This window comes from Neoalteromonas arenosi, assembly GCF_030362855.1.
GTDB classification, from domain to species: domain Bacteria; phylum Pseudomonadota; class Gammaproteobacteria; order Enterobacterales; family Alteromonadaceae; genus Alteromonas_E; species Alteromonas_E arenosi.
The window spans coordinates 409,070-429,686 of the sequence record NZ_JAUCBP010000001.1; the positions used below are offsets into that span (position 1 = coordinate 409,070).

General features: G+C 45.7%; 21 protein-coding genes. 11 read left to right on the forward strand and 10 right to left on the reverse strand.

Annotation, left to right across the window (positions count from 1 at the left end; genetic code table 11):
- Positions 1–22 precede the first annotated feature (22 nt).
- Positions 23–625 (forward strand): DNA-3-methyladenine glycosylase I, encoded by a 603-nt coding sequence (locus QTP81_RS01870; RefSeq protein ID WP_289363328.1) that lies wholly within the window; start codon positions 23–25, stop codon positions 623–625.
- Positions 626–665: 40 nt separating this feature from the next.
- On the opposite strand, the gene QTP81_RS01875 is transcribed toward QTP81_RS01870, so the two are convergent.
- From QTP81_RS01875 to QTP81_RS01890, 4 genes are all read right to left on the reverse strand, one after another.
- Positions 666–1,109, reverse strand: coding sequence for a DUF2489 domain-containing protein (locus QTP81_RS01875; RefSeq protein ID WP_289363330.1), 444 nt, complete (start codon positions 1,107–1,109; stop codon positions 666–668).
- Positions 1,110–1,115: 6 nt separating this feature from the next.
- Entirely contained in the window at positions 1,116–1,631 is a 516-nt protein-coding gene (gene yihI, locus QTP81_RS01880; protein WP_289363333.1) for a Der GTPase-activating protein YihI, read from the reverse strand.
- 32 nt (positions 1,632–1,663) lie between these two features.
- On the reverse strand, positions 1,664–2,212 hold the full coding sequence (locus QTP81_RS01885; protein ID WP_289363334.1) for a class I SAM-dependent methyltransferase: 549 nt from the start codon (positions 2,210–2,212) through the stop codon (positions 1,664–1,666).
- Positions 2,213–2,640: 428 nt separating this feature from the next.
- Positions 2,641–3,276, reverse strand: coding sequence for a c-type cytochrome (locus QTP81_RS01890; RefSeq protein ID WP_289363336.1), 636 nt, complete (start codon positions 3,274–3,276; stop codon positions 2,641–2,643).
- 172 nt (positions 3,277–3,448) lie between these two features.
- Here QTP81_RS01890 and yihA point away from each other — a divergent pair, with 172 nt between their 5' ends.
- Entirely contained in the window at positions 3,449–4,045 is a 597-nt protein-coding gene (gene yihA / locus QTP81_RS01895) for a ribosome biogenesis GTP-binding protein YihA/YsxC (protein ID WP_289363337.1), read from the forward strand.
- Positions 4,046–4,319: 274 nt separating this feature from the next.
- On the opposite strand, the gene polA is transcribed toward yihA, so the two are convergent.
- Positions 4,320–7,088, reverse strand: coding sequence for a DNA polymerase I (gene polA / locus QTP81_RS01900; protein ID WP_289363384.1), 2,769 nt, complete (start codon positions 7,086–7,088; stop codon positions 4,320–4,322).
- A 533-nt stretch (positions 7,089–7,621) separates the two neighbouring features.
- Here polA and QTP81_RS01905 point away from each other — a divergent pair.
- Positions 7,622–9,073, forward strand: a complete 1,452-nt coding sequence (locus tag QTP81_RS01905) for a TrkH family potassium uptake protein (RefSeq protein WP_289363338.1) — start codon at positions 7,622–7,624, stop codon at positions 9,071–9,073.
- Here the strand turns inward: QTP81_RS01905 and trkA are convergent.
- Genes trkA through def form a run of 4 tightly spaced genes read right to left on the reverse strand, consistent with a single transcriptional unit; the run spans position 9,070 to position 13,220 of the window.
- Entirely contained in the window at positions 9,070–10,449 is a 1,380-nt protein-coding gene (gene trkA / locus QTP81_RS01910) for a Trk system potassium transporter TrkA (protein ID WP_289363339.1), read from the reverse strand. The two genes, QTP81_RS01905 and trkA, sit on opposite strands and share 4 nt — an antisense overlap.
- Positions 10,450–10,489: 40 nt before the next feature.
- Positions 10,490–11,767: a 16S rRNA (cytosine(967)-C(5))-methyltransferase RsmB gene (rsmB, locus tag QTP81_RS01915; RefSeq protein ID WP_289363340.1), complete on the reverse strand. Its 1,278-nt coding sequence runs from the start codon at positions 11,765–11,767 to the stop codon at positions 10,490–10,492.
- Entirely contained in the window at positions 11,754–12,710 is a 957-nt protein-coding gene (fmt, locus tag QTP81_RS01920; RefSeq protein ID WP_289363341.1) for a methionyl-tRNA formyltransferase, read from the reverse strand. The genes rsmB and fmt overlap by 14 nt, the downstream gene beginning before the upstream one ends.
- Positions 12,711–13,220 (reverse strand): peptide deformylase, encoded by a 510-nt coding sequence (gene def / locus QTP81_RS01925; protein ID WP_289363342.1) that lies wholly within the window; start codon positions 13,218–13,220, stop codon positions 12,711–12,713.
- 203 nt (positions 13,221–13,423) lie between these two features.
- Between def and QTP81_RS01930 the strand changes: the two genes are divergently transcribed.
- The 8 genes from QTP81_RS01930 (at position 13,424) to QTP81_RS01965 (ending at position 19,914) form a co-directional block, all read left to right on the forward strand.
- Positions 13,424–14,491, forward strand: coding sequence for a LysM peptidoglycan-binding domain-containing protein (locus tag QTP81_RS01930; protein WP_289363345.1), 1,068 nt, complete (start codon positions 13,424–13,426; stop codon positions 14,489–14,491).
- Positions 14,492–14,524: 33 nt separating this feature from the next.
- Positions 14,525–15,646, forward strand: coding sequence for a DNA-processing protein DprA (gene dprA / locus QTP81_RS01935; RefSeq protein WP_289363347.1), 1,122 nt, complete (start codon positions 14,525–14,527; stop codon positions 15,644–15,646).
- A 1-nt stretch (position 15,647) separates the two neighbouring features.
- A complete protein-coding gene (locus QTP81_RS01940) occupies positions 15,648–16,124 on the forward strand; it encodes a DUF494 family protein (protein ID WP_289363350.1) in 477 nt (158 codons plus the stop codon).
- 26 nt (positions 16,125–16,150) lie between these two features.
- Complete coding sequence (locus tag QTP81_RS01945; protein ID WP_289363352.1) at positions 16,151–16,705, forward strand: DNA topoisomerase family protein; 555 nt, start codon at positions 16,151–16,153, stop codon at positions 16,703–16,705.
- A complete protein-coding gene (gene hemF / locus QTP81_RS01950; protein WP_289363354.1) occupies positions 16,705–17,646 on the forward strand; it encodes an oxygen-dependent coproporphyrinogen oxidase in 942 nt (313 codons plus the stop codon). The genes QTP81_RS01945 and hemF overlap by 1 nt, the downstream gene beginning before the upstream one ends.
- 148 nt (positions 17,647–17,794) lie before the next feature.
- The gene (locus tag QTP81_RS01955; RefSeq protein ID WP_289363355.1) at positions 17,795–18,526 is read left to right on the forward strand and encodes an OmpW/AlkL family protein; all 732 of its coding nucleotides are present in this window, start codon (positions 17,795–17,797) and stop codon (positions 18,524–18,526) included.
- A gap of 131 nt (positions 18,527–18,657) precedes the next feature.
- Entirely contained in the window at positions 18,658–19,485 is an 828-nt protein-coding gene (gene aroE / locus QTP81_RS01960) for a shikimate dehydrogenase (protein ID WP_289363357.1), read from the forward strand.
- A gap of 3 nt (positions 19,486–19,488) precedes the next feature.
- The gene (locus QTP81_RS01965) at positions 19,489–19,914 is read left to right on the forward strand and encodes a hypothetical protein (protein ID WP_289363358.1); all 426 of its coding nucleotides are present in this window, start codon (positions 19,489–19,491) and stop codon (positions 19,912–19,914) included.
- Here QTP81_RS01965 and QTP81_RS01970 read toward each other — a convergent pair.
- Entirely contained in the window at positions 19,911–20,465 is a 555-nt protein-coding gene (locus tag QTP81_RS01970; RefSeq protein WP_353059711.1) for a gamma carbonic anhydrase family protein, read from the reverse strand. The genes QTP81_RS01965 and QTP81_RS01970 overlap by 4 nt on opposite strands.
- Positions 20,466–20,617 lie beyond the last annotated feature (152 nt).

A 20,617-nucleotide genomic window follows, 5' to 3' on the forward strand; every position in this document is an offset into this window, starting at 1 on the left:
GCCCAAATATAAGGAATTGAGTATGTCAGAGATTGATTCTGCTGTGCAGGAACCCACGCGCTGCGGATGGGTTTCGTCTCATCCGCTATATCAGCAATATCACGATACCCAATGGGGACGTCCGGTGCTGAATGACCAAGAACTATTTGCTAAGTTGTGCTTGGATGGACAACAAGCGGGCTTGAGTTGGTTTACCATTCTTCAAAAGCAAAAAAACTATGAAAAAGCCTTCTTTAATTTTGACCCGCACAAAATTATTCGGCTGACTGAAAAAGACGTTGAGGCATTACTGCAAAACCCTGGAATCGTGCGCAACAGACTTAAAGTAAATTCAATTATTCGCAATGCAAAAGCGTATTTAGCAATCAAAGAAAAGCAAACATTCTGTGACTTTATTTGGCAATTTACCAATCACAAGAGCATCGTCAATCAATGGCAGCGATTAGATCAGTTACCTGTTACAACGCTCGAATCAGACGCGATGTCAAAAGCGTTAAAAAAGGCAGGCTTTAATTTTGTTGGTAGCACTATCTGCTACGCATTTATGCAGGCGGTAGGGATGGTTAACGACCACACTGTCGACTGCCACTGTTACGACGAAGTCGTGAAATTAGCTAGGCGCTAAAATAAATCGTCATCGCTATAAACGAGTTCTCCCTAGCTCGTTAGTATGGCTCTATCTGACGTAGTTCTTGTAATTCTTTGAGAATAGCCGATTCGTGGTTTGCTTCGATTTGTCCTCGCTCCCTGTCTTGTTTTCGCCGCTCCGCTTTACTCAGAGCATTACGCGCATCGTGTGTAGGGAAGTGGCTTATTTCTTTATAAAGCTGATGAATCCGAGGATACATAGCGGGATAATCGGGTTGCGGAATAACAGGAATCGCGGCTAGCAAGTTACAGATGCGGATTGCCCCTTCGGAAAAATCACACTGTTGTTGCTCCATTGCCATTGCAATGGTTTGGATGCTTTGCGTTATATTATCAATCCGTGTTTGTCGGGCTTGTTGCTGACGTTCGTTTTGTTGCTTTAACTGAAACAACAACTTGCCGGCATAGAAGCCTAAACCGGCGATAATGGTTAAGCCAAGAGCAATAAAAAGTATTTGCATATCGTATTAGTCTTTAAAATCGTCAATACGGATAGCGTCTAGCTGCGCAAAAGGATCATTGTCCTGATCTTCATCATCACTTTCCTTGATACCAAGTAAATCACACAGCACCTGATGTCGCTCTAATTGAGCATCAATCCATTTTCGATCATCATCTTTGAGAATTGCCCCGTCTTCCAATTGGTCAAGCAGGTAATTAAAACGCTCGTTAGCTTCAAGGGCTGCAAGCTCTTGTGCTGGAGTGGCGTATTTGCGTTTTTCGATTTTTTGAATGGGCTCTGATGTCGCTTTCACCACTAGCGGTACAGGTTTCTTACTGCCTATACGCTTATCTGTAACTGTTTTTTGGTTACCTGCTGCTTGCGGTTTGGTGTCTACATTGTGACGTGAACCCGGCGCTTTACCCTTGTGCTTTTTTACGCGCGTGGGTTTGCTCGGGCGCTGTGGTTTACTTTGCCAATCTTTGGGCGCCTTAGCTACGCCGATAGGCCCGCCTTTGCGTGATTTCTTTGCTCGTGCCATTGAGATTTGTATCTTATCGAATAATGCCGAGATTATACCGCACACAGTCGTCGCATCAAAACAACATCTGCACCTGGAGTTTCTAGTAAAAAACCATCGCGCTTGGCCAAATATTCAAAGGTCGCTAAATTAAAAAACGATACATGGGTTTGATCATTCTTATAGTGCCAATTGGCAAACTTCTCCACTGATAACCACCGTTTAGTCATAATCACTAAAAGACCGTTCGGTGATAGTAAATCGAGCCATTGCTGCCATTCGACATCGGGTTGGTGAAAATGCTCTATAGCCTCAGTACTAACGATAAAGTCGAAACCGTTTTTGGGCTTTTGGGGCGGGTTTGGTGCAAAAAGTGGGTCGTAAACCTGCATATCGAAACCGTCTTGCGCAAGACGACGAGCAAGAACCGGATTCGGGCCAGATCCAAAATCGAGTCCATTGGCTGGCGATTCGATATTATTAAGCAAGGGGAGACGAGCACGATCTAAAAATTTTAGATAACCCAGGTCATCATCGCTGTTTTGATGCAGTTCATATTCTGCCCGCTCAATGTTAATAGAAGGTAAAAACTCAGAACTCACAAAGACTAAATGGCATTCACCGCACCGCAGAAAACGGCGTTTTTTATCGGCATAAAAAAAGTCAGTTTTAAGGGCTGAGCACAGCGGACAGGGCATGTGAGTTTTTGAACCACCAGAAAAGAAAAAAGGTGAGGGCAGCTAGCCATCACCTTGTTTATGAGTGCCGTTTGACACTTCTCCCATTGAGCACTTCTGTGTGCTGTATCGCCGTCCTAGCCACTCTACTTTTTATTATTATTCACAGAGCGATTATATTGTTTTGGGTCTTCCTGACACTTTATTGACTCTTCCAATCTTGAAGTTTGTTAAACGGCTCGTGTTGTTTTTGGTCTTGGAGAGCACGTTAAAACTCAATTCGCAATGTAGAATACAGCAAAAAATTTTTATTACAACTTTTTTACAAAAAAAGATGACAATTTTTTGACGACTTAATGTAAACCACTCAAATACTGAGAAAGCACTTCAATATCTTCGTCGGTTAAACGCGCCGCAATATCACGCATCATGCCATTAAGGTCATTGGCGCGATCGCCAGAACGGAACATTTCCAGCTGTGCTTTTGTGTAAGTCGCATGTTGACCGCTGATATCTGGGAAGTTCGCTAGGCCCATGCCATTACCGCGCGGACCATGACAGGCGATACACGCTGTAATACCGCGATCGGCATCACCACCGCGATATAGCGCTTCGCCCGGTTCGATCATATTCTCTGGCGTTTCGCCTGGCGTCATGTCTTGACTTGAGAAATACGCTGCTAAGTCGCGCATGTCCTGTTCAGAAAGCCCTGCAGCGAACCCATTCATCACCGCATTATTACGACCTTCTGCTCCGCCTGTTTGCGATGCTGTCTTAAAATCTTGTAATTGCTTAACTAAGTACGATGCATGTTGACCAGCAATTTTAGGGTTCATATCAATCATACTGTTACCGTCATTGCCGTGACAGGCTGCACAGGCAGCTGATTTCGCTTTCCCTGCTTCTGGATCTCCAGCCGTTGTTTCTTGAGCAAACGCAGCGTTAGCAGAAAGGACGGCAAAGCAATATAGCAAACCAAGTTTTTTCATAAATCATTTCTTCCACTGGTGAATTGTTACCCTAAAAGCGTGATAACATTCATATTTTACACGTTTCACTGCACAGAAAAACCTTTTCCACGGAAATGTGTAATATTTATTCGTCAATATAGATAAACTATACCTGTCTTTGATCACTAACGACTTACATTAAGAGCCACAAATGACCTACTTTACTCAAGCTAAATTCGCGTTGAGCGCGCCTGACATTAAACACCTAGGACCAGATACCGGTGTTGAAGTCGCTTTTGCGGGGCGCTCAAATGCCGGCAAGAGTAGTGCACTTAATACACTGACTCGGCAAAAGAACTTAGCGCGTACCAGTAAAACGCCAGGTCGTACACAAATGATCAATGTATTTCAGCTTGACCAAGATAGACGCCTAATTGATTTGCCTGGTTATGGTTACGCCAAAGTGCCAATTGCAATGAAAAAGAAATGGCAACAAGCACTCGCTGAGTATTTGCAGAAACGCGAATCGCTGAAAGGCTTAGTGGTTTTAATGGATATTCGGCATCCGTTTAAAGATCTTGATCAAGAGCTAATTCATTGGGCTGTAGGCGCGAATATTCCGGTATTAGCGTTATTAACCAAAGCGGATAAGCTAAAAAGCGGCAAGCGCAAAGAGCAGCTTATGTTTACTCAAGAAGCCGCCTTAGCTTTTTGTGGCGATGTTACGGTGAAAACATTCTCATCTCTGAATCGGTTGGGACTACCTGATTTAGAAAGAACGCTTGCATCATGGCTCGGCATCGAATAGTCACGAGCAAAAAAAACCCCGCACATAAGGCGGGGTAATAGGACTTCAGAGAAAACACACAAAAACCGTAGATTAAGAGTTGTGGGATTCTGAAAAGTTCAAAGTTTTTTTCGAGCATAAAAAAACCCCAGTCAAATGACTGGGGTTAAAGCAAAGGTTGAAACACAAATTTGTTAACCTCTGTACCCTACCTGATTAAGTTTAAATCAGTTGTGGTAAATTTCAAGGTTTTTTTGTAATTAAATTACAGAAATGTATTCAAGTAACGCACCTGTTAATGCGCTTCATCCCAGTTCGATCCCACTCCGGCCTCTACAATTAATGGGACAGAGAGGGAAACCGCCGTTTCCATGATTTTTGTAATTTCCTGTACATATTTGTCTACAAATTGTTCTTTAATTTCAAAAACCAATTCATCGTGTACCTGCATGATCATATAAACAGAGTCGTCTGGTTGGGCCGAAACCCATTCGTCAACCGCAATCATGGCGAGTTTGATTATATCGGCGGCTGTGCCTTGCATTGGCGCATTGATAGCTGCTCGCTCAGCGCCTTTGCGTCGTGCGCCGTTGCTCGATTTAATATCGGGTAAATACAAGCGTCGGCCGAAAACGGTACTAACGTAACCGCTTTGCTTAGCCGCTTCGCGAGTATCTTCCATATATTGCAGAACGCCAGGATACCGTTCAAAGTAAGTATCCATATACTGTTGTGCCTCGTGACGCGGAATATTCAATTGTTTGGCGAGGCCAAATGCCGACATTCCATAAATCAAACCGAAGTTGATTGCCTTAGCACTGCGACGCTGATCGGTTGTCACCTCATCTAATGACACACCAAAAACTTCCGCGGCGGTAGCGGCATGCACATCACGTCCACTCGCAAAGGCGGTTTGTAAGCCTTTATCCTCGGAAAGATGAGCCATAATTCGCAATTCAATTTGACTGTAATCGGCAGCAACAATCACAAAGCCCTCTCGGGGTACAAAGGCTTGGCGCACTCGTCTACCCTCAGGAGTCCTTATCGGGATGTTTTGTAAATTAGGGTCAGTTGATGACAAGCGACCCGTGGCGGTAATTGCCTGATGATACGAGGTATGAACGCGGCCAGTACGATGGTCAATCATCTTGGGTAACTTGTCGGTGTAGGTGTTTTTCAGCTTACTCAAACCGCGGTACTCCATAATCATTTTAGGTAATGGATATTGTGCGGCGAGTTCTTGTAAAACTTCTTCTGAGGTTGATGGGGCACCTTTAGGCGTCTTTTTAACAACCGGTAAGTCCATTTTCTCAAACAAGATATGTTGCAGCTGCTTTGGTGAACCCAAGTTAAATGCTTCACCCGCTTCTTCGTGTACGCTTTGTTCGAGCTCTACAATTCGAGCCGCTAGCGTCTGGGACTGTTGGCTTAATTGCTGGCTGTCAATCAGGACGCCTGTTTGTTCCATTTTTGCAAGTACTTGAATCAGCGGTTGTTCGATTGTTTGATAAACTTTTTTAAGTTCATCTGTGGCTTGTAACTTGGGCCATAAACATTGATGCAATGCAAGGGTTACTTCCGCGTCTTCAGCGGCGTAGGGTGAAGCTTCTGCTAGCGCAATTTGATTAAACGTTAGTTGTTTTGCGCCTTTACCAGCGATACTTTCAAATGAAATAGTCGCGTGACCTAAATGCGCAAGAGCGAGAGAATCCATATCGTGGCGGGTGGCCACACTGTTGAGTACGTATGACTCAAGCATGGTATCGAACATTACGCCATTGAGCTTAATGTCATAATTTGCCAACACGTTCATATCGTATTTGATGTGTTGACCAATTTTACGTGGGTGTGGATCCTCCAAGAAAGGCTTTAACTGTGCGAGTACCCAATCGCGGTCCAGCTGCTCAGGCGCCCCGGGGTAATCGTGGGCAACAGGAATATAAGCTGCTTGACCGCGTTCAGTACATAACGATATTCCGACTAGCTCAGCCTGCATGTAATCCAAACTAGTGGTTTCTGTATCTACAGCGATAAGTTCAGCATTATTAATTTTATCGAGCCACAGCTTGAATGTTTCCTCATCTAAAATAGTAATGTATTCGCCTTTACCAAAAACTGCCTCAACACTTACAGAGTCTTCTGCAGTTTGAACTTGGCTGGCTGAGTCTGAGTTACCATCATTTGTTGCAGCGACCTCTTGAGACCAGCGCTTAAATTCATATTCTGCAAACAGCTCTGCTAGCTGTTGGTTGTCAGGGGCTGTGGGTTCCAATGTTTCTGGCGTAAACGCTAAATCCAAATCAAGTGCAATAGTTGCTAGGCGATAGGACAGTTTTGCCTGCTCCTCATACTCGGCCATTTTGTTTGCTAGTGTTTTGGCACCACGAAACTCTAATGACGCAATTTTGTCCAAATTAGCGTAAATCGCGTCTATGCCACCTATACCATTTAACAGCCCTTGCGCGCTTTTATCCCCAATTCCGGGCACACCCGGAATGTTGTCGACCTTGTCGCCTTTAAGTGCAAGAAAATCAATAATCAGTTCTGGTGGTACACCGAACTTTTGCTGGACACCTGCAACATCCATAATCTGATTATTCATGGTATTGATCAGTGTGACGTGTTGATTGACCAATTGAGCCATGTCTTTATCACCAGTGCTTATTAGTGTATCGATCCCTTTTTCTGAGGCTTGTTGAGCCAGCGTGCCAATCACATCATCAGCTTCCACGTTAGGCTCAACAATTATCGGTAATCCCATGGCTTTAATGATAGCGTGCAGGGGCTCTATTTGGCTGCGCAATTCATCCGGCATTGGCGGTCGGTTGGCTTTGTATTCAGGGTATATATCGTCTCGGAAAGTTTTGCCTTTCGCATCGAATACTACAGCTATGTGAGTTGGGTTATATTCTTTGATTAAACTCTTCAACATATTAATCACGCCATAGATAGCACCTGTATCTTGACCTTTAGAGTTGGTCAGCGGCGGCATTCCGTGGAAGGCTCGAAATAAATAAGAGGATCCATCGACTAGGATGAAAGGCGGTTTGCTAGCATTTGACATTAAAAACATTCCCAAATTGTTCGGTTTAAGGATGCCATAATTACACTCGATACACCACGTATGCAGAGACGCGAAGGAAGGCACTTTGGCTGTGGATAAGTCTGTGATTAAGCTTTGATATAGGTACAGAAAACCTGAGGTTGCCATGCTGAGAGCATGCCTCATGTTGCTGTTAATTAATACTTTTTTGCTATTACGCTAAAAGAGATGAGTCCAGATTGTTGTTTTTTTATCCTGTGGAAAACGTCGATTGAATAAAATTCATGCGGATTCAACACGGCCCAGTAATCTAGCATATTTTTTTGCCAAGGGAAGTGCTTATTTTAATATTTTTTTAACATTTGTTTTGACGATAAAAAGTAAAACGCGCATAAGCCAATAACACCAAGGGGTTAGGCAAAACTGTTAGGCTCAAATTATTCTTTGCGCTATTAATCGCCAAGTAATCGACCGTTGAAATAAAAAACTTTAAGTTTTCAGTAGTTATCACCATAATCAACGGTACAACTCAAACAATACAAACTCAGGTTTACATGCAGTATCGGTCGATTATCCGAATTCTCGGCTTATTGGTGGCACTTTTTAGTGTCACTATGATCCCGCCTGCATTAGTCTCTTTGATTTATCAAGACGGCAGTGGCCTGCCGTTTATTCTGGCCTTTTTCCTCTGTGTGATAACGGGTACAGCCTTTTGGTATCCCAATCGCTTGCATCGCTCTGACCTCCGGGCAAAAGAAGGCTTTCTTATCGTCGTATTGTTTTGGACAGTGCTAGCGAGTTTTGGTGCACTGCCTTTTATCCTTTTAGAACAACCGCAAATGAGTATTACTGACGCATTCTTCGAGTCCTTTTCGGGCTTAACCACGACAGGTGCAACAGTTATTGAGGGGATCGATTACTTGCCCAAAGCGGTGCAGTTCTACCGTCAGCAGCTCCAGTGGTTGGGCGGTATGGGGATCATTGTTTTGGCAGTCGCAATTTTACCCATTCTAGGTGTTGGAGGAATGCAGCTATATCGAGCAGAAACACCAGGTCCGGTCAAAGATTCGAAAATGACACCGCGCATCGCGGATACCGCGAAACAGCTCTGGTATATTTATTTGTCACTCACCACTGCGTGCACTATTGCGTATTACTTTGCAGGAATGGGCTGGTTTGATGCGATATGTCATGCTTTTTCTACTATTGCAATTGGTGGGTTTAGTACCTATGACGCTAGTTTAGGGCATTTTGACTCCCCGGTAGTCAACATCGTTTGCGTCGTATTTTTATGGATTGCCGCGCTGAACTTTTCGCTCCACTTCGCTGCTGCAACATCCCGCTCATTGAGAGGGTACTGGCGTGATCCTGAATTTAAAGCGTTTTTCGCTATTCAATTCACCTTAATTACTGTTTGTTTTCTGGTGCTGGTGGGTGCTAATTACTACGATACCGCCGAAGCGGCCCTGGACCAGGCGATGGTTCAAGCGGTCTCGATCAGTACCACAGCTGGCTTTGCTACGACCAACTTCTCGGAGTGGCCTGCGTATTTACCCATTATGTTAATTTTTGCCAGCTTCATTGGCGGTTGTGCTGGTTCAACCGGTGGTGGTTTAAAAGTGATCCGCGTGTTTTTGCTCTTTTTACAGGGAAAACGCGAGGTTGACCGACTAATCCACCCGCGAGCTGTTTATGCCGTCAAATTAGGTGATCGCTCTATGCCTGAACGAGTAGTAGAAGCTGTATGGGGCTTTTTCTCGGCGTATGCGATTGTCTTTGTAGTCATTATGATTGGTTTAATCGCGACGGGTCTTGACGATATCACCGCATTTACGGCAACGGCCGCTACACTGAACAACTTGGGGCCTGGTTTGGGGTCCGTGGCCGGAACCTATGCAGATGTGTCTGACTCTGGCAAATGGCTATTGGTACTTGCCATGCTGTTTGGGCGCCTTGAGATTTTTTCTCTGTTAGTACTTTTCTCGCCGACATTCTGGCGAAGTTAGCCAAAGAAAAACGCGCTGGGTTGGAATAGTTTTTCTACGTCACTGATAAACTTCTTGTCAACCAAAAATAGGATCACATGGTCATCGGCTTCGATTACCGTATCACTGTGAGCAATGAGCACTTCGTCATTGCGCACAATCGCACCGATTGTAGTGCCTGGTGGCAGTTTGATATCTTTTATTTGGCGGCCGATAACTTTGGAAGTGTTTTCGTCACCGTGTGCGATTGCTTCTATAGCCTCAGCGGCTCCGCGTCGCAGTGAATATACGTTGACGATATCACCGCGCCTAACATGGGTAAGAAGTGCCGATATGGTGGCTTGTTGCGGCGACACCGCAATGTCAATTTCTCCCCCTTGCACCAAGTCGACATATGCACTGCGTTGAATCAATACCATAGTCTTCTTTGCGCCCATGCGCTTTGCTAGCATTGCTGACATGATATTGGCTTCGTCGTCATTGGTAACAGCAATGAATGCATCGACTTGCTCCACATTCTCTTCCGATAGCAATTCAGCGTCGGAGGCATCGCCACTAAAGACGATGGTTTTATCCAAGTGAGCGGCGAGAAAACGCGCACGTTCTTGGCTGTACTCAATTAATTTTACGTTGTGTTTGTGTTCTAGACGTTTGGCTAAACCTGCACCAATCAGACCCCCACCTGCAATCATGATCCGTTTGTAACTCGATTCGAGCTCTTGCAACTCACTCATTACAGCCCGAATGTGCTTGGTCGCAGCAATAAAAAACACTTCATCGTCTGCTTCAATGATGGTGGTCCCCAACGGCCGAATAGGGCGACCTCGACGGTAAATCGCCGCTACTCGAGTATCAACATTTGGCATGTGCTCCTTCAAAGCGGATAGCGCGTGACCAACGAGTAAACCGCCGTAGTATGCCTTAACCGCGACCAAGCTTGCTTTGCCGTCGGCAAACTCGACCACTTGCAAAGCGCCTGGATAGTCAATCAGCCTTTTTATTGCTTTGGTAACAAGCTGCTCTGGCGCAATTACGTGATCAATAGGAATGTGTTCAGCTTGAAACAAATCAGACTGATACAACAAATACTCTTCCGAGCGAACTCGAGCAATTTTGGTTGGAGTATTGAACAGTGAATGAGCGACTTGACAGGACATCATATTACTTTCATCACTGTTGGTAACAGCGATTAGCATGTCGGCATCCTCGGCGCCCGCTTGGCGCAGAACATCTGGATGTGAGCCCACACCTGCAACGACTTTTAGGTCGAGGCGATCTTGTAGTTCTCGCAACGTCTCGCCGTTGGCATCAACCACGGTGATTTCATTTTTTTCTCCCACTAAGTTTTCAGCAAGAGTTCCACCGACTTGTCCGGCGCCGACGATGATTATTTTCATGCTTTACTCGTTAAAGACTTCAGCATTGTTGTTGTTATCCTCATGACTTTAGCAGTATAGCATAATAGAAACCATCCATTTGTTGCTCGCCGGGTAATATCTGCCGTTCTACTTCGAGCGCTGCGTCATTGGTATTGCTTACAAACGCAGTAACTTGACGGTGGTTTTCCATTGGTAGTATTGAGCACGTAGCATAAACCATAACCCCACCTGGTTTTAGTGTGGACCAAAGCTGGTTCAGAATAGTGGCTTGTAGTGCAACCAGTTCATCGATATCGGTGCGCTTGCGCAACCAGCGAATATCTGGGTGACGTCGAATAACCCCGGTAGCAGAGCAGGGGGCATCGAGCAGAATGCGATCGAAAAACTGTCCATCCCACCAGGTGTCAGGCTTGCTGGCATCAGCGCATAATACCTGTGCATTTAGCTTCAACCGTTGCAGATTTTGCTCAACTCTGGCTAAACGCTCTTTATCGTTATCTAAAGCCGTACATTTAATAGTCGGTTGACGCTCAAGCAAATGACAGGTTTTACCGCCAGGTGCTGCACAGCAATCGAGAATTCGCTCGCCCTTTTTGGGTTGCATAAAGTCTGCGGCTAACTGCGCTGCACCATCCTGTACTGCAAACCAACCGTCGTCATAGCCTGGGATAGACGGAATATCAGTATATCGCTCTAGTATTACCGCGTCGGGATGCATGTCGCTTAGCGAGAAAGGTAAACTTGCTTGTTCCAGTGCTCGACAAAACTTCGCGAGGTCTGTTTGCGTGCGATTTACACGCAACCAAAGTGGCGCTTTGGCGTTCGATTGGGCAAAAATATGCTCTGCTTGTTCGGGGTAGTATTCATTAACAGCTTGAAAGATCCATTTTGGGAAACCCGCTTGAGCCGCCGCTGAAGGCGGTAACTCACGTTGCATTTGTGCGCGCTGGAACTCGCGCAGAATAGCGTTCACCAAGCCTTTCAACGACCCTGCTTGAAGTTTTTGACAACCATTTACGGTTTCAGCAATAGCGGCGTGGGGTGATACGCGTGAATACGCTAGTTGATACAGCCCGACCATCAGCAGGTGTTCAATAACTTTTTTGTTACCCTTAAGTGGCTTCTGTAATAGCTGGCGTAACCAAAACTGTAAAGTCGGCACGTGACGCAGACAGCCGAAGGTTATTTCCTGTAGCCACGCCTTATCTCGTGCTTGAGTATATCGCGCTTGCTTTTCGGCCAGCAGCGCTCGGCTGGAGCGACCATTTTCGAGAATTTCAAATAGGATTGTGGCGCAATCAACGCGTAATGCTACAGCACTGTTATTCTTGTTCACTGATTACCGTTCCTGGTAAAAACCATTCGGCTTTTCCGTTGAGGATGTCGGCTACCGCAGCGGTTTTTTTCCCGGGTATTTGCATCTGCGTGATCAGCAAGTCACCACTACTGGTGGCCACCCGCAGGCCTTGCTTATCCGCACTGACGATCGTGCCCGGTGGCTTGTTTGAGCCTACAACGACACTGGCTTTCCATACCTTAATGGCCTGACCATTACGGTTAAACCACGCTACTGGCCATGGGTTAAATGCGCGGACATTGCGTTCTAATTGCTCAGCCTCAAGTTGCCAATCCAATTCTGCTTCTTGCTTTGACAGCTTTTTAGCATAAGTTGCTTGCTCGCTGTTTTGCGGCACAGCGCGAAGCTCTTTAATTGTGCTTAATGCTTCGATTAATGCTGTCGGACCGAGTTCTGCAAGCTTCGCATATAGTGATGCACTGGTTTCGTTGATATCAATCGGCGTTTTGGCAATATGGAGTATGTCACCAGTATCTAAACCTTCGTCCATTTGCATAATGGTTACGCCCGTTTCAGCATCACCGGCCCAAATCGAACGTTGAATAGGCGCCGCACCGCGCCATGCGGGTAAAATAGAGCCATGCACATTCCAGCAACCCAAGCGCGGAGTCGTCAAAATTGCTCGAGGCAATATCAGGCCATAGGCGACCACTATCATTAAGTCGGCATTCGTGGCAGCTAATGTCGCTTGGGCATCGTCGGTTTTCAATGAATGTGGTTGCAGGACGGGTAAGTCATGCTCTAACGCAAGTTGTTTTACGCTGCTTGCTTGGAGCTTTTTACCTCGTCCAGCTGGACGGTCTGGCTGAGTATAAACCGCAACGATATCGTGCTCAGTCGCGAGCAATGCTGCAAGGTGTTGAGCCGCGAAGTCGGGTGTGCCAGCGAAAACTATGCGCAGCGAGCGATTGGTATCTGTCATTTATGCACGCGCTGCCAAACGAGCTTCTTTCTCGAGTTTCTTGCGGATGCGTTGGCGTTTCAACGGGGATAAATAATCTACAAAGAGTACGCCCTGTAAATGATCGAGTTCGTGTTGAATGCAAACTGCCAGTAAGCCTTCTGCCTCCAGTTCAAACGCTTTACCATTTTCGTCAAGCGCTTTTATTTTAACCCATTCAGCGCGATCGACCTTGGCGTAGTTACCCGGCACAGAAAGACAACCTTCCTCATTAATTTTACTGCCGCGCTTCTCCACGATTTCTGGATTAATAAAAACACGTGCCTCATTTTGCTCTTCAGATACGTCCATGACGACTACTCTGCGATGCACATTAACTTGTGTGGCAGCCAAACCAATACCATTTTCGGCACGCATGGTGTCAAACATATCGCTGACCAATTGCTTGACCTCTTGATCGACTTCCGTCACAGGCTTCGCTACCGTGCGAAGGCGTTCATCGGGGAAACTTAAAACTTCTAATATTGCCATGATTTTTTTCAACTACACTTTAATTCAGTATCAATTCCTATACTAAACGTGGCATAACACGCTTTAATATGGTCTAAGTGCCTACTATTCTAGCGCATAACGGTTATTACGTGCACGCTTTCTTAGGGATTGGCAAATGTAACCGATACCCTATTTACGAGGTTCGAAATGCGTAGCACAAACTCACTTCATACGGGGAAGGTATGTTTAAACCAAAGCTAAAATTACTATTGATTGCACTGCTAATACCAATGTGGTGTTTTGCTCAGCAAATCCAAGTTAAAGAAACCGCTCCCGAACGCTATGTGGTTAAACAGGGCGATACGCTATGGGATATTTCCAGCTTGTTTTTGGATCAGCCCTGGCTGTGGCCAGAGTTGTGGCGAACTAACACCCAAATTCTCAACCCTCACCTCATTTATCCCGGTGACGTGCTTATTCTGCAATGGCAAAATGGTCAGCCAGTGATTGTGGTCGACAGGCCTGACAAGCGTCAGGTGAGTTTATCTCCAAGTGCGTCGACTTCTACAAAAGCAGGTGCTGTTCCGCTGCTTCCTTGGAGTGCAATCGCTCCCTATTTAAACAATGACACGATCATGTCAGCTGAAGAGTACGAGCGGTTGCCTCACATTCTGGGCAATAATACAGGTGATGTTCGTTTTGTTTCAGAGGATATTGTTCTGGCTAGAGCACGCGGGCGTGCGGCACAAAACTATGCAATTGTCAGACAGCAAAATGAAGTGTTCGATCGTCACGGTAATCTAATTGGCGTTCAAGTTAGGCATGTTGCTGATGGCAAACTTACCGAAGCGCAACCTGATAATGAATGGTTAGTTCGCGTAGAGCAAAGTAACTATGAAGCAAAGCGCGGTGACAGATTGTACGAACCTGAGCAATTCAATGTATCCGAAATCCAGCTTGAGCCAGCGTCGAGTGGACTGCGCGGTCAGGTCGTAGGAAACCTGCATCAGCGAGGGTTACTCGGTAAACATGATGTCGTCATAGTAGACCTCGGCGAGAGTGATGTTCAAGCAGGCACTGTGATGGGTATTTACTTACAGGGTCCAACCATTTACGACGGTGAACAACCCAAATATGATGGCGAGAAAGGCATTGCTCAAAGTGCTTTTGACTCGGGTAATAAGATCGAACAACCCGCGTTCAAAATTGGTGAGCTCGTTGTGTTCAAAACCTTCGATAAAGCAAGCTACGCGATGATCACGCGTGCCAGCGAATTAGTGAAAGACGGAGCGATTGTCGGCACACCTTAACAACGAACGCTCTAATAGTCTCAGGGAGGAGACTTGGCAAATACATTCCAATGGGTCGATAGCAAAACGCGACGGCTATATTTGCGTCTAAACGCATTATCTGGCTTCGGTTCCAAAGCTTATCAGCGATTACTCAACAATCTAGCCGGCCCGCTAGAAGAACTTACTGAGGCATCCGACTGGCAGCTACGAAAGTTGGGCTTTAGTGTCGAGCAAGTCAAGCAATGGCGGGATTCACTTAACTGTCCCAAAATTGCCACGGGCACGCAATGGCATAACCCACAGCAGCAGCGTTTTGTAATCACTCTCGCAGACCAGCAGTACCCTGCGGCTTTAAAACAACTGAGTCGGCCACCATTTTTGCTTTTTGCGAATGGCAATTTACAGGCTTTGACGATGCCTTCTGTCGCAATCGTCGGCAGCCGAAAGCAATCAGCGACCGGCAAATGCAATGCTTATGATTTTGCAAAGCGACTAGCACAATACGGCATGTCGATAACAAGCGGTGTGGCGCTTGGGATTGATGCCCAGGCCCATCTAGGGTGTATAGAGTCAGGCGGCATAACTATTGGGGTTTTAGGTTGCGGTATCGATGTTGTTTACCCAAGACGAAATCTCGCGGTGTTTGACAAAATTTTAGTATCCAACGGGCTGCTCATCAGTGAATATCTGCCTGGGACCCCTGCAAAACCAGACCATTTTCCACAGCGAAACCGTATAGTCAGTGGTTTAGCGCTAGGTGTATTGGTGGTCGAAGCGCAGATGCGTAGCGGCTCGCTAATAACCGCTAAGGCAGCGCTAGAACAAAACAAAGATGTATTTGCAATACCGGGCAACATTCACCACCCACAGGCCTCTGGGTGTCATTGGCTTATTCAGCAAGGCGCTAAACTAGTGACCTGCACAGAAGATATTTTAGAAGAATATCAGCAGCTTAGTTTGGCACTGCCGCAGCGTGCAAAAAAAAGTCAAGAATCACACTTGGCATCTCCGCCGTTGTTAGATAGTGTAGACTTTGACGTTACAACAATTGACGTTATCGCCGAACGCAGCAAGCTGCCAGTACCGCAAATATTGGCAGAATTATTACAATACGAGTTGCGAGGTTTCGTAGCCGCCACTTCAGGAGGCTATGTAAAATTGAGGGGAAAATAACATGTTCGATATCCTCATGTATCTGTTCGAAAACTTCATTCACAGTGAAAGCGAAATTCACGTTGACCAAGACGAGTTAACGGAAGAGCTTGTGCGTGCGGGTTTTCATCATGATGAAATCTACAAAGCGTTAGCATGGCTGGAGAAATTAGCGGCCCTGCAAGAAACGGATATAAAGCCCTATTTGACCAAAGGCGCAGTTGCCAGTGTAACCCGTGTCTACACGCACGAAGAAGAAATGCGCTTAGATGTTGAGTGTCGTGGTTTTTTAATGTTTCTAGAGCAGGTTAACTTACTCGATGGTGCCACGCGGGAAATGGTGATTGATCGAGTGATGGAAATTGACGCCGCAGAATTCTGCTTGGAAGATCTTAAATGGGTCATTTTGATGGTGCTTTTCAATGTGCCAGGCAAAGAAAATGCCTATGCCCAAATGGAAGACTTACTGTTCGACGAACACGACGGCGTTCTTCACTAATTGCAGGATTATAGCTTGAGGCAACAGTGAGCAAGATAAATCACGCATTGTTTGATGCTTCAAGTCATGCGTTGGCTGATGCGTTTGGGCCTTGCCCCAAATGCGGGGCGAACACTATAGTTAAACGCGGTAAAACGGGTGCGTTTATCGGCTGCTCAAGCTATCCAGAATGTCATTACACCAAGCCATTGCACGATAGCGAGACGCAAACGATCAAGGAAATCGATGGGTCCGTTTGCCCTGAGTGTTCGTCGTTACTTGCGGTTAAGAAAGGCCGCTATGGGTTGTTTATCGGCTGCACCAATGCACCTGATTGTCATCACATTGAATCACTTAAACCGCAACATAAAACCGAAGTAAGTTGTCCGAAGTGCCGGCAAGGTTCTCTCGTGCAACGCACCAATCGCTTTGGAAAAACGTTTTATAGTTGTAATCGGTATCCCAAATGCAAATACGTAGTGAATCATCCGCCTATTGCCACTCGCTGTGAACAGTGTGGATGGGGTATTATGTTAGACATGAACGACGAATATCTATGCCCACAACCTAAGTGTCAGCATAAACAAGCAAAGAGTAGTTAATGTCACAACCCAATCATTCACCTCTAACACCGATTACCGATGCACATATTAGTAACGTCAAAGCATACCTCTTAGAGTTACAAACAACGATTTGCGAGGCGCTATCAAACGCCGATGGAGAGGCAGACTTCATCACTGATGAGTGGCGGCGAGAGCAGGGCGGCGGGGGCCGTTCGCGGGTAATGTCAAACGGGGCTGTAATTGAACAAGGTGGGGTTAATTTTTCCCATGTGTTCGGCGACAAAATGCCGGCTTCAGCAACAGCAGCAAGACCAGAGCTGGCCGGTCGTCACTTTCAGGCAATGGGAGTTTCGTTAGTCATTCATCCACGTAACCCAAACATTCCAACATCGCATGCAAATGTGCGCTTTTTTGTGGCCGAGAGAGAAGGGGCAGACCCCATATGGTGGTTTGGCGGAGGCTTTGATCTTACGCCATTTTATCCCGTTAAACAGGATGTTGTGCATTGGCATCAAGTTGCGAAAGATCTGTGTGACCCGTTTGGTGAAGATGTTTATACTCAATATAAACAGTGGTGTGACAAATATTTCTTTTTGCCTCATCGCAATGAGACTCGGGGTGTAGGAGGCCTGTTCTTCGACGACCTCAATCAATGGGGGTTTGAACGTTCTTTCGCCTTTATGCAGGCCGTCGGGAATGGTTATTTAGACGCCTATTTGCCGATAATCGCCCGCAACAAAGATACCGCATTCACTGAACTGCAGCGCCAATTTCAGCTTTATCGACGAGGCCGCTATGTTGAATTCAATTTAGTTTATGACCGCGGTACATTATTTGGGTTGCAAAGTGGTGGCCGCACTGAGTCTATTCTAATGTCGATGCCACCGTTAGCGCGCTGGGAATATGGTTTCACTCCACCAACCGGTTCGCCAGAAGCTGACTTACAACAATGGCTTAAACCAACAGACTGGTTGGGCTAGATAGTCAAAAGCGACGCTGACATTTGATTTGGATCAAACGTAACCTCTTGTTTCGGGGAGGGGTTTTTAAGACTTGTTCCAGATCAACCTTTTCATCTTTCTAATCTCTATAGTGGCACTATCAATTCGACACACAGAGATTAAAAAGATGAAAAAAACCACTATTGCTCTCGCTTTATTAGCAGCGATTACAGCACCTTCTGCGTTTGCCTATGAAAAAGGTGATTGGATAGTGCGCGGCGGCTTAACAAACGTCGCACCGGACGCAAGTAGCTCGCCTATTTTAGCGGGTAGCTTAGACCTTGGCCAAGCACTTCCGTCTGTGGGCACTTCGTTGACTGTAGATGTAGACAACAATACTCAATTGGGTTTGAACCTTGCGTACTTCGTAAGTGACCAAATCAACGTTGAAGTTCTGGCCGCAACACCGTTTAAACACGACATCGAATTTGCTGCAGGTACACTTGCTGAAACTTCACACTTACCACCAACAGTTACTGTGAACTACTTCTTTAACGATCCAGCGGCTAAGTTCCAACCGTATGCCGGTGTTGGTGTTAACTACACTATTTTCTTTGATGAAGACTTTAAGGACGGCGCTGTAACTACTATCGAAGCACTGACTCAAGCAGACTTAGGCGCACCAGCCACTGTTTCGAACTTGGAGTTAGACGCATCATTCGGTTTATCTGCTCAGATTGGTTTCGATTATATGTTGGAAGATGGTTGGTTAATTAATGCCTCAATTCGCTACATCGATATAGAGACAGAAGCGACCTTTGATATTGGTGGTGTTCCTGCTGTTGCTACACGAGGTACAATCGAGACTGTCGATATCGACCCCTATGTTTACACATTATCTGTAGGCTACAAGTTCTAATTATTGTTCCCCTGTTGTACTTATGCCCCTCTGTATAGGGGCTTTTTTCTTTTCGAATTTAGCTTTGCGTTCCAAACCGATCACAAAGTCGCTACAGTATTAAGCATCAAGTCTATGTGCTGTTGAAGTTTATGTTAAAGCTCGCCGTGTTTGGCAATCCTATAAAACAAAGTAAGTCGCCTATCATCCATCAGCAATTTGCTGCCCAATTTGAACTCCCGGTACGCTATACCGCTGAGTTATCAGATGAGCACTCGTTTAAACAAGATGCGCAGCGCTTTTTAGCCCAACCAGACGCAGTGGGATGCAATATTACTGCACCATTTAAGCAGCAGGCTTTTGAGATTGCTGCGCTGTTGTCACCTGCTGCTGCAACCGCTCGCGCTGTTAATACCTTGCAAGTACTCGAAGATGGTCGGTTGAAAGGTTTTAATACAGATGGCGGTGGCTTGGTTAACGATATCCTAGCGGTGCTCGATTCTATTTCGGGTAGTAGTGTTTTATTAATCGGAGCCGGTGGTGCGGCACGTGGTGTGCTGGTGGACTTATTAAATCAACACATTGCTTCGCTCACCATCAGCAACCGCACTCTGGAGAATGCACAATCACTTGCTGACATATGTAATGGGCTGTCAAGCAATTGCAAAGTAACGGCCTGCAACTTTGCCGATATTCCCAAAGCGCCATTTGATTTAATAATCAATGCGACAAGCTTAAGCTTGCATGGTGACGTTCCACAAATTGATCCCGGTCTTTTTGCGGGCAGTGCCTTGGCGTATGACATGGTGTATGGCGACAAACCAACTGCATTCTTAACTTGGGCGCAACAACATGGAGCATCACAAATTCGTGATGGGCTGGGAATGTTAATAGGTCAAGCCGCCCTTAGCTTTGCTATCTGGACGGGCAAACAACCTGACGTAGCCCCGGTTATGCAGTTATTAAGAGAACAGGATTAATTTATGGCAGATAATCAAACAAGCAATCCTGAGTTACAAGCTGAGTGGCAAGTGCTACAAAACCAGTTTGATAGTTACGAAAAGTTTTCGCTGATCATTAAATTAGTCGCGATATGCACGTTTGTTGTATTTATTAGCACGCAAGCCCCATTATTTTTATTTGCGATAACATTCGCGACGCTGTGGCTACAGGACGCAATTTGGAAAACATTTCAGGCGCGCATAGAAAACCGCATCCTTGCTATTGAATCTGCTTTGGTGTCATCCGTTCAGATAGCGCCATTTCAATTTAATCGTGATTTTGCTGCGCGACGGCTTGGGCCGATGGGGTTGGTGTTAGAATATTGCAAAGCTGCAATTAAACCGACGGTAGCTTTTCCACATCTAGTAATAATTGCAGCGATTTTAATATCAGAAGTACTCTTTTAAGCCTCTGCTAAATATTCATCCTTTAGCTTGACGTAATTAAGTGCGCTCTGTTTTAGGAACGCAACTTCAGAGTCGGACAGTTTGCGCTTCTGTACCATCGGGTTACCTACATATAGATACCCCGACTCTAATACCTTGTTAGGTGGCACTACTGTACCTGCGCCGATGAATACATCATCTTGGACGACAGCGCCATCCATTACGATCGCCCCCATACCGACCAATATTCGATTGCCAAGAATACAACCGTGCAACATGCATTTATGCCCAACGGTTACGTCATCGCCAATAATTAACGGAAACCCTTTAGGGAACTTTTCCGATGTGCGGGTAACGTGCAACACACTACCATCCTGCACATTAGTTCGTTCGCCGATGCGCACGTGGTTTACATCACCGCGTACAGCAACCAATGGCCAAATACTGGCATCTTTCTTAATTACGATATCACCGTACATTACCGCGCTATCATCTATATATACATCTTCACCAATTGTCGGGCTGATCCCTTTATAGCTTTTAATTGTCATTAACAGTTCGCTTAGTTTCATGGAATAAAATAGGGTTTTGCCTAGTTTAGCATCGCTATTTGGCTATTCTGCACACAAACGAACACTTTTTTTGATTTTTTTTCAAAAAGCGGTTGACGATGTAAATGATGTCTGTAGAATGCGCGCTCGCTTCAACGGGAAGACGAAACAAA

Excerpts from the sequence above, each read along its gene's own strand:
- QTP81_RS01965 (WP_289363358.1), top strand. The coding sequence starts at position 19,489 with ATGGCAGATAATCAAACAAGCAATCCTGAGTTACAAGCTGAGTGGCAA.
- QTP81_RS01930 (WP_289363345.1), top strand. The coding sequence starts at position 13,424 with ATGTTTAAACCAAAGCTAAAATTACTATTGATTGCACTGCTAATACCA.
- yihA (WP_289363337.1), top strand. The coding sequence starts at position 3,449 with ATGACCTACTTTACTCAAGCTAAATTCGCGTTGAGCGCGCCTGACATT.
- QTP81_RS01970 (WP_353059711.1), bottom strand. The coding sequence starts at position 20,465 with ATGAAACTAAGCGAACTGTTAATGACAATTAAAAGCTATAAAGGGATC.
- QTP81_RS01875 (WP_289363330.1), bottom strand. The coding sequence starts at position 1,109 with ATGCAAATACTTTTTATTGCTCTTGGCTTAACCATTATCGCCGGTTTA.
- def (WP_289363342.1), bottom strand. The coding sequence starts at position 13,220 with ATGGCAATATTAGAAGTTTTAAGTTTCCCCGATGAACGCCTTCGCACG.
- QTP81_RS01870 (WP_289363328.1), top strand. The coding sequence starts at position 23 with ATGTCAGAGATTGATTCTGCTGTGCAGGAACCCACGCGCTGCGGATGG.
- QTP81_RS01940 (WP_289363350.1), top strand. The coding sequence starts at position 15,648 with ATGTTCGATATCCTCATGTATCTGTTCGAAAACTTCATTCACAGTGAA.
- trkA (WP_289363339.1), bottom strand. The coding sequence starts at position 10,449 with ATGAAAATAATCATCGTCGGCGCCGGACAAGTCGGTGGAACTCTTGCT.
- QTP81_RS01890 (WP_289363336.1), bottom strand. The coding sequence starts at position 3,276 with ATGAAAAAACTTGGTTTGCTATATTGCTTTGCCGTCCTTTCTGCTAAC.
- fmt (WP_289363341.1), bottom strand. The coding sequence starts at position 12,710 with ATGACAGATACCAATCGCTCGCTGCGCATAGTTTTCGCTGGCACACCC.
- QTP81_RS01955 (WP_289363355.1), top strand. The coding sequence starts at position 17,795 with ATGAAAAAAACCACTATTGCTCTCGCTTTATTAGCAGCGATTACAGCA.
- yihI (WP_289363333.1), bottom strand. The coding sequence starts at position 1,631 with ATGGCACGAGCAAAGAAATCACGCAAAGGCGGGCCTATCGGCGTAGCT.
- hemF (WP_289363354.1), top strand. The coding sequence starts at position 16,705 with ATGTCACAACCCAATCATTCACCTCTAACACCGATTACCGATGCACAT.
- aroE (WP_289363357.1), top strand. The coding sequence starts at position 18,658 with ATGTTAAAGCTCGCCGTGTTTGGCAATCCTATAAAACAAAGTAAGTCG.
- polA (WP_289363384.1), bottom strand. The coding sequence starts at position 7,088 with ATGTCAAATGCTAGCAAACCGCCTTTCATCCTAGTCGATGGATCCTCT.
- QTP81_RS01905 (WP_289363338.1), top strand. The coding sequence starts at position 7,622 with ATGCAGTATCGGTCGATTATCCGAATTCTCGGCTTATTGGTGGCACTT.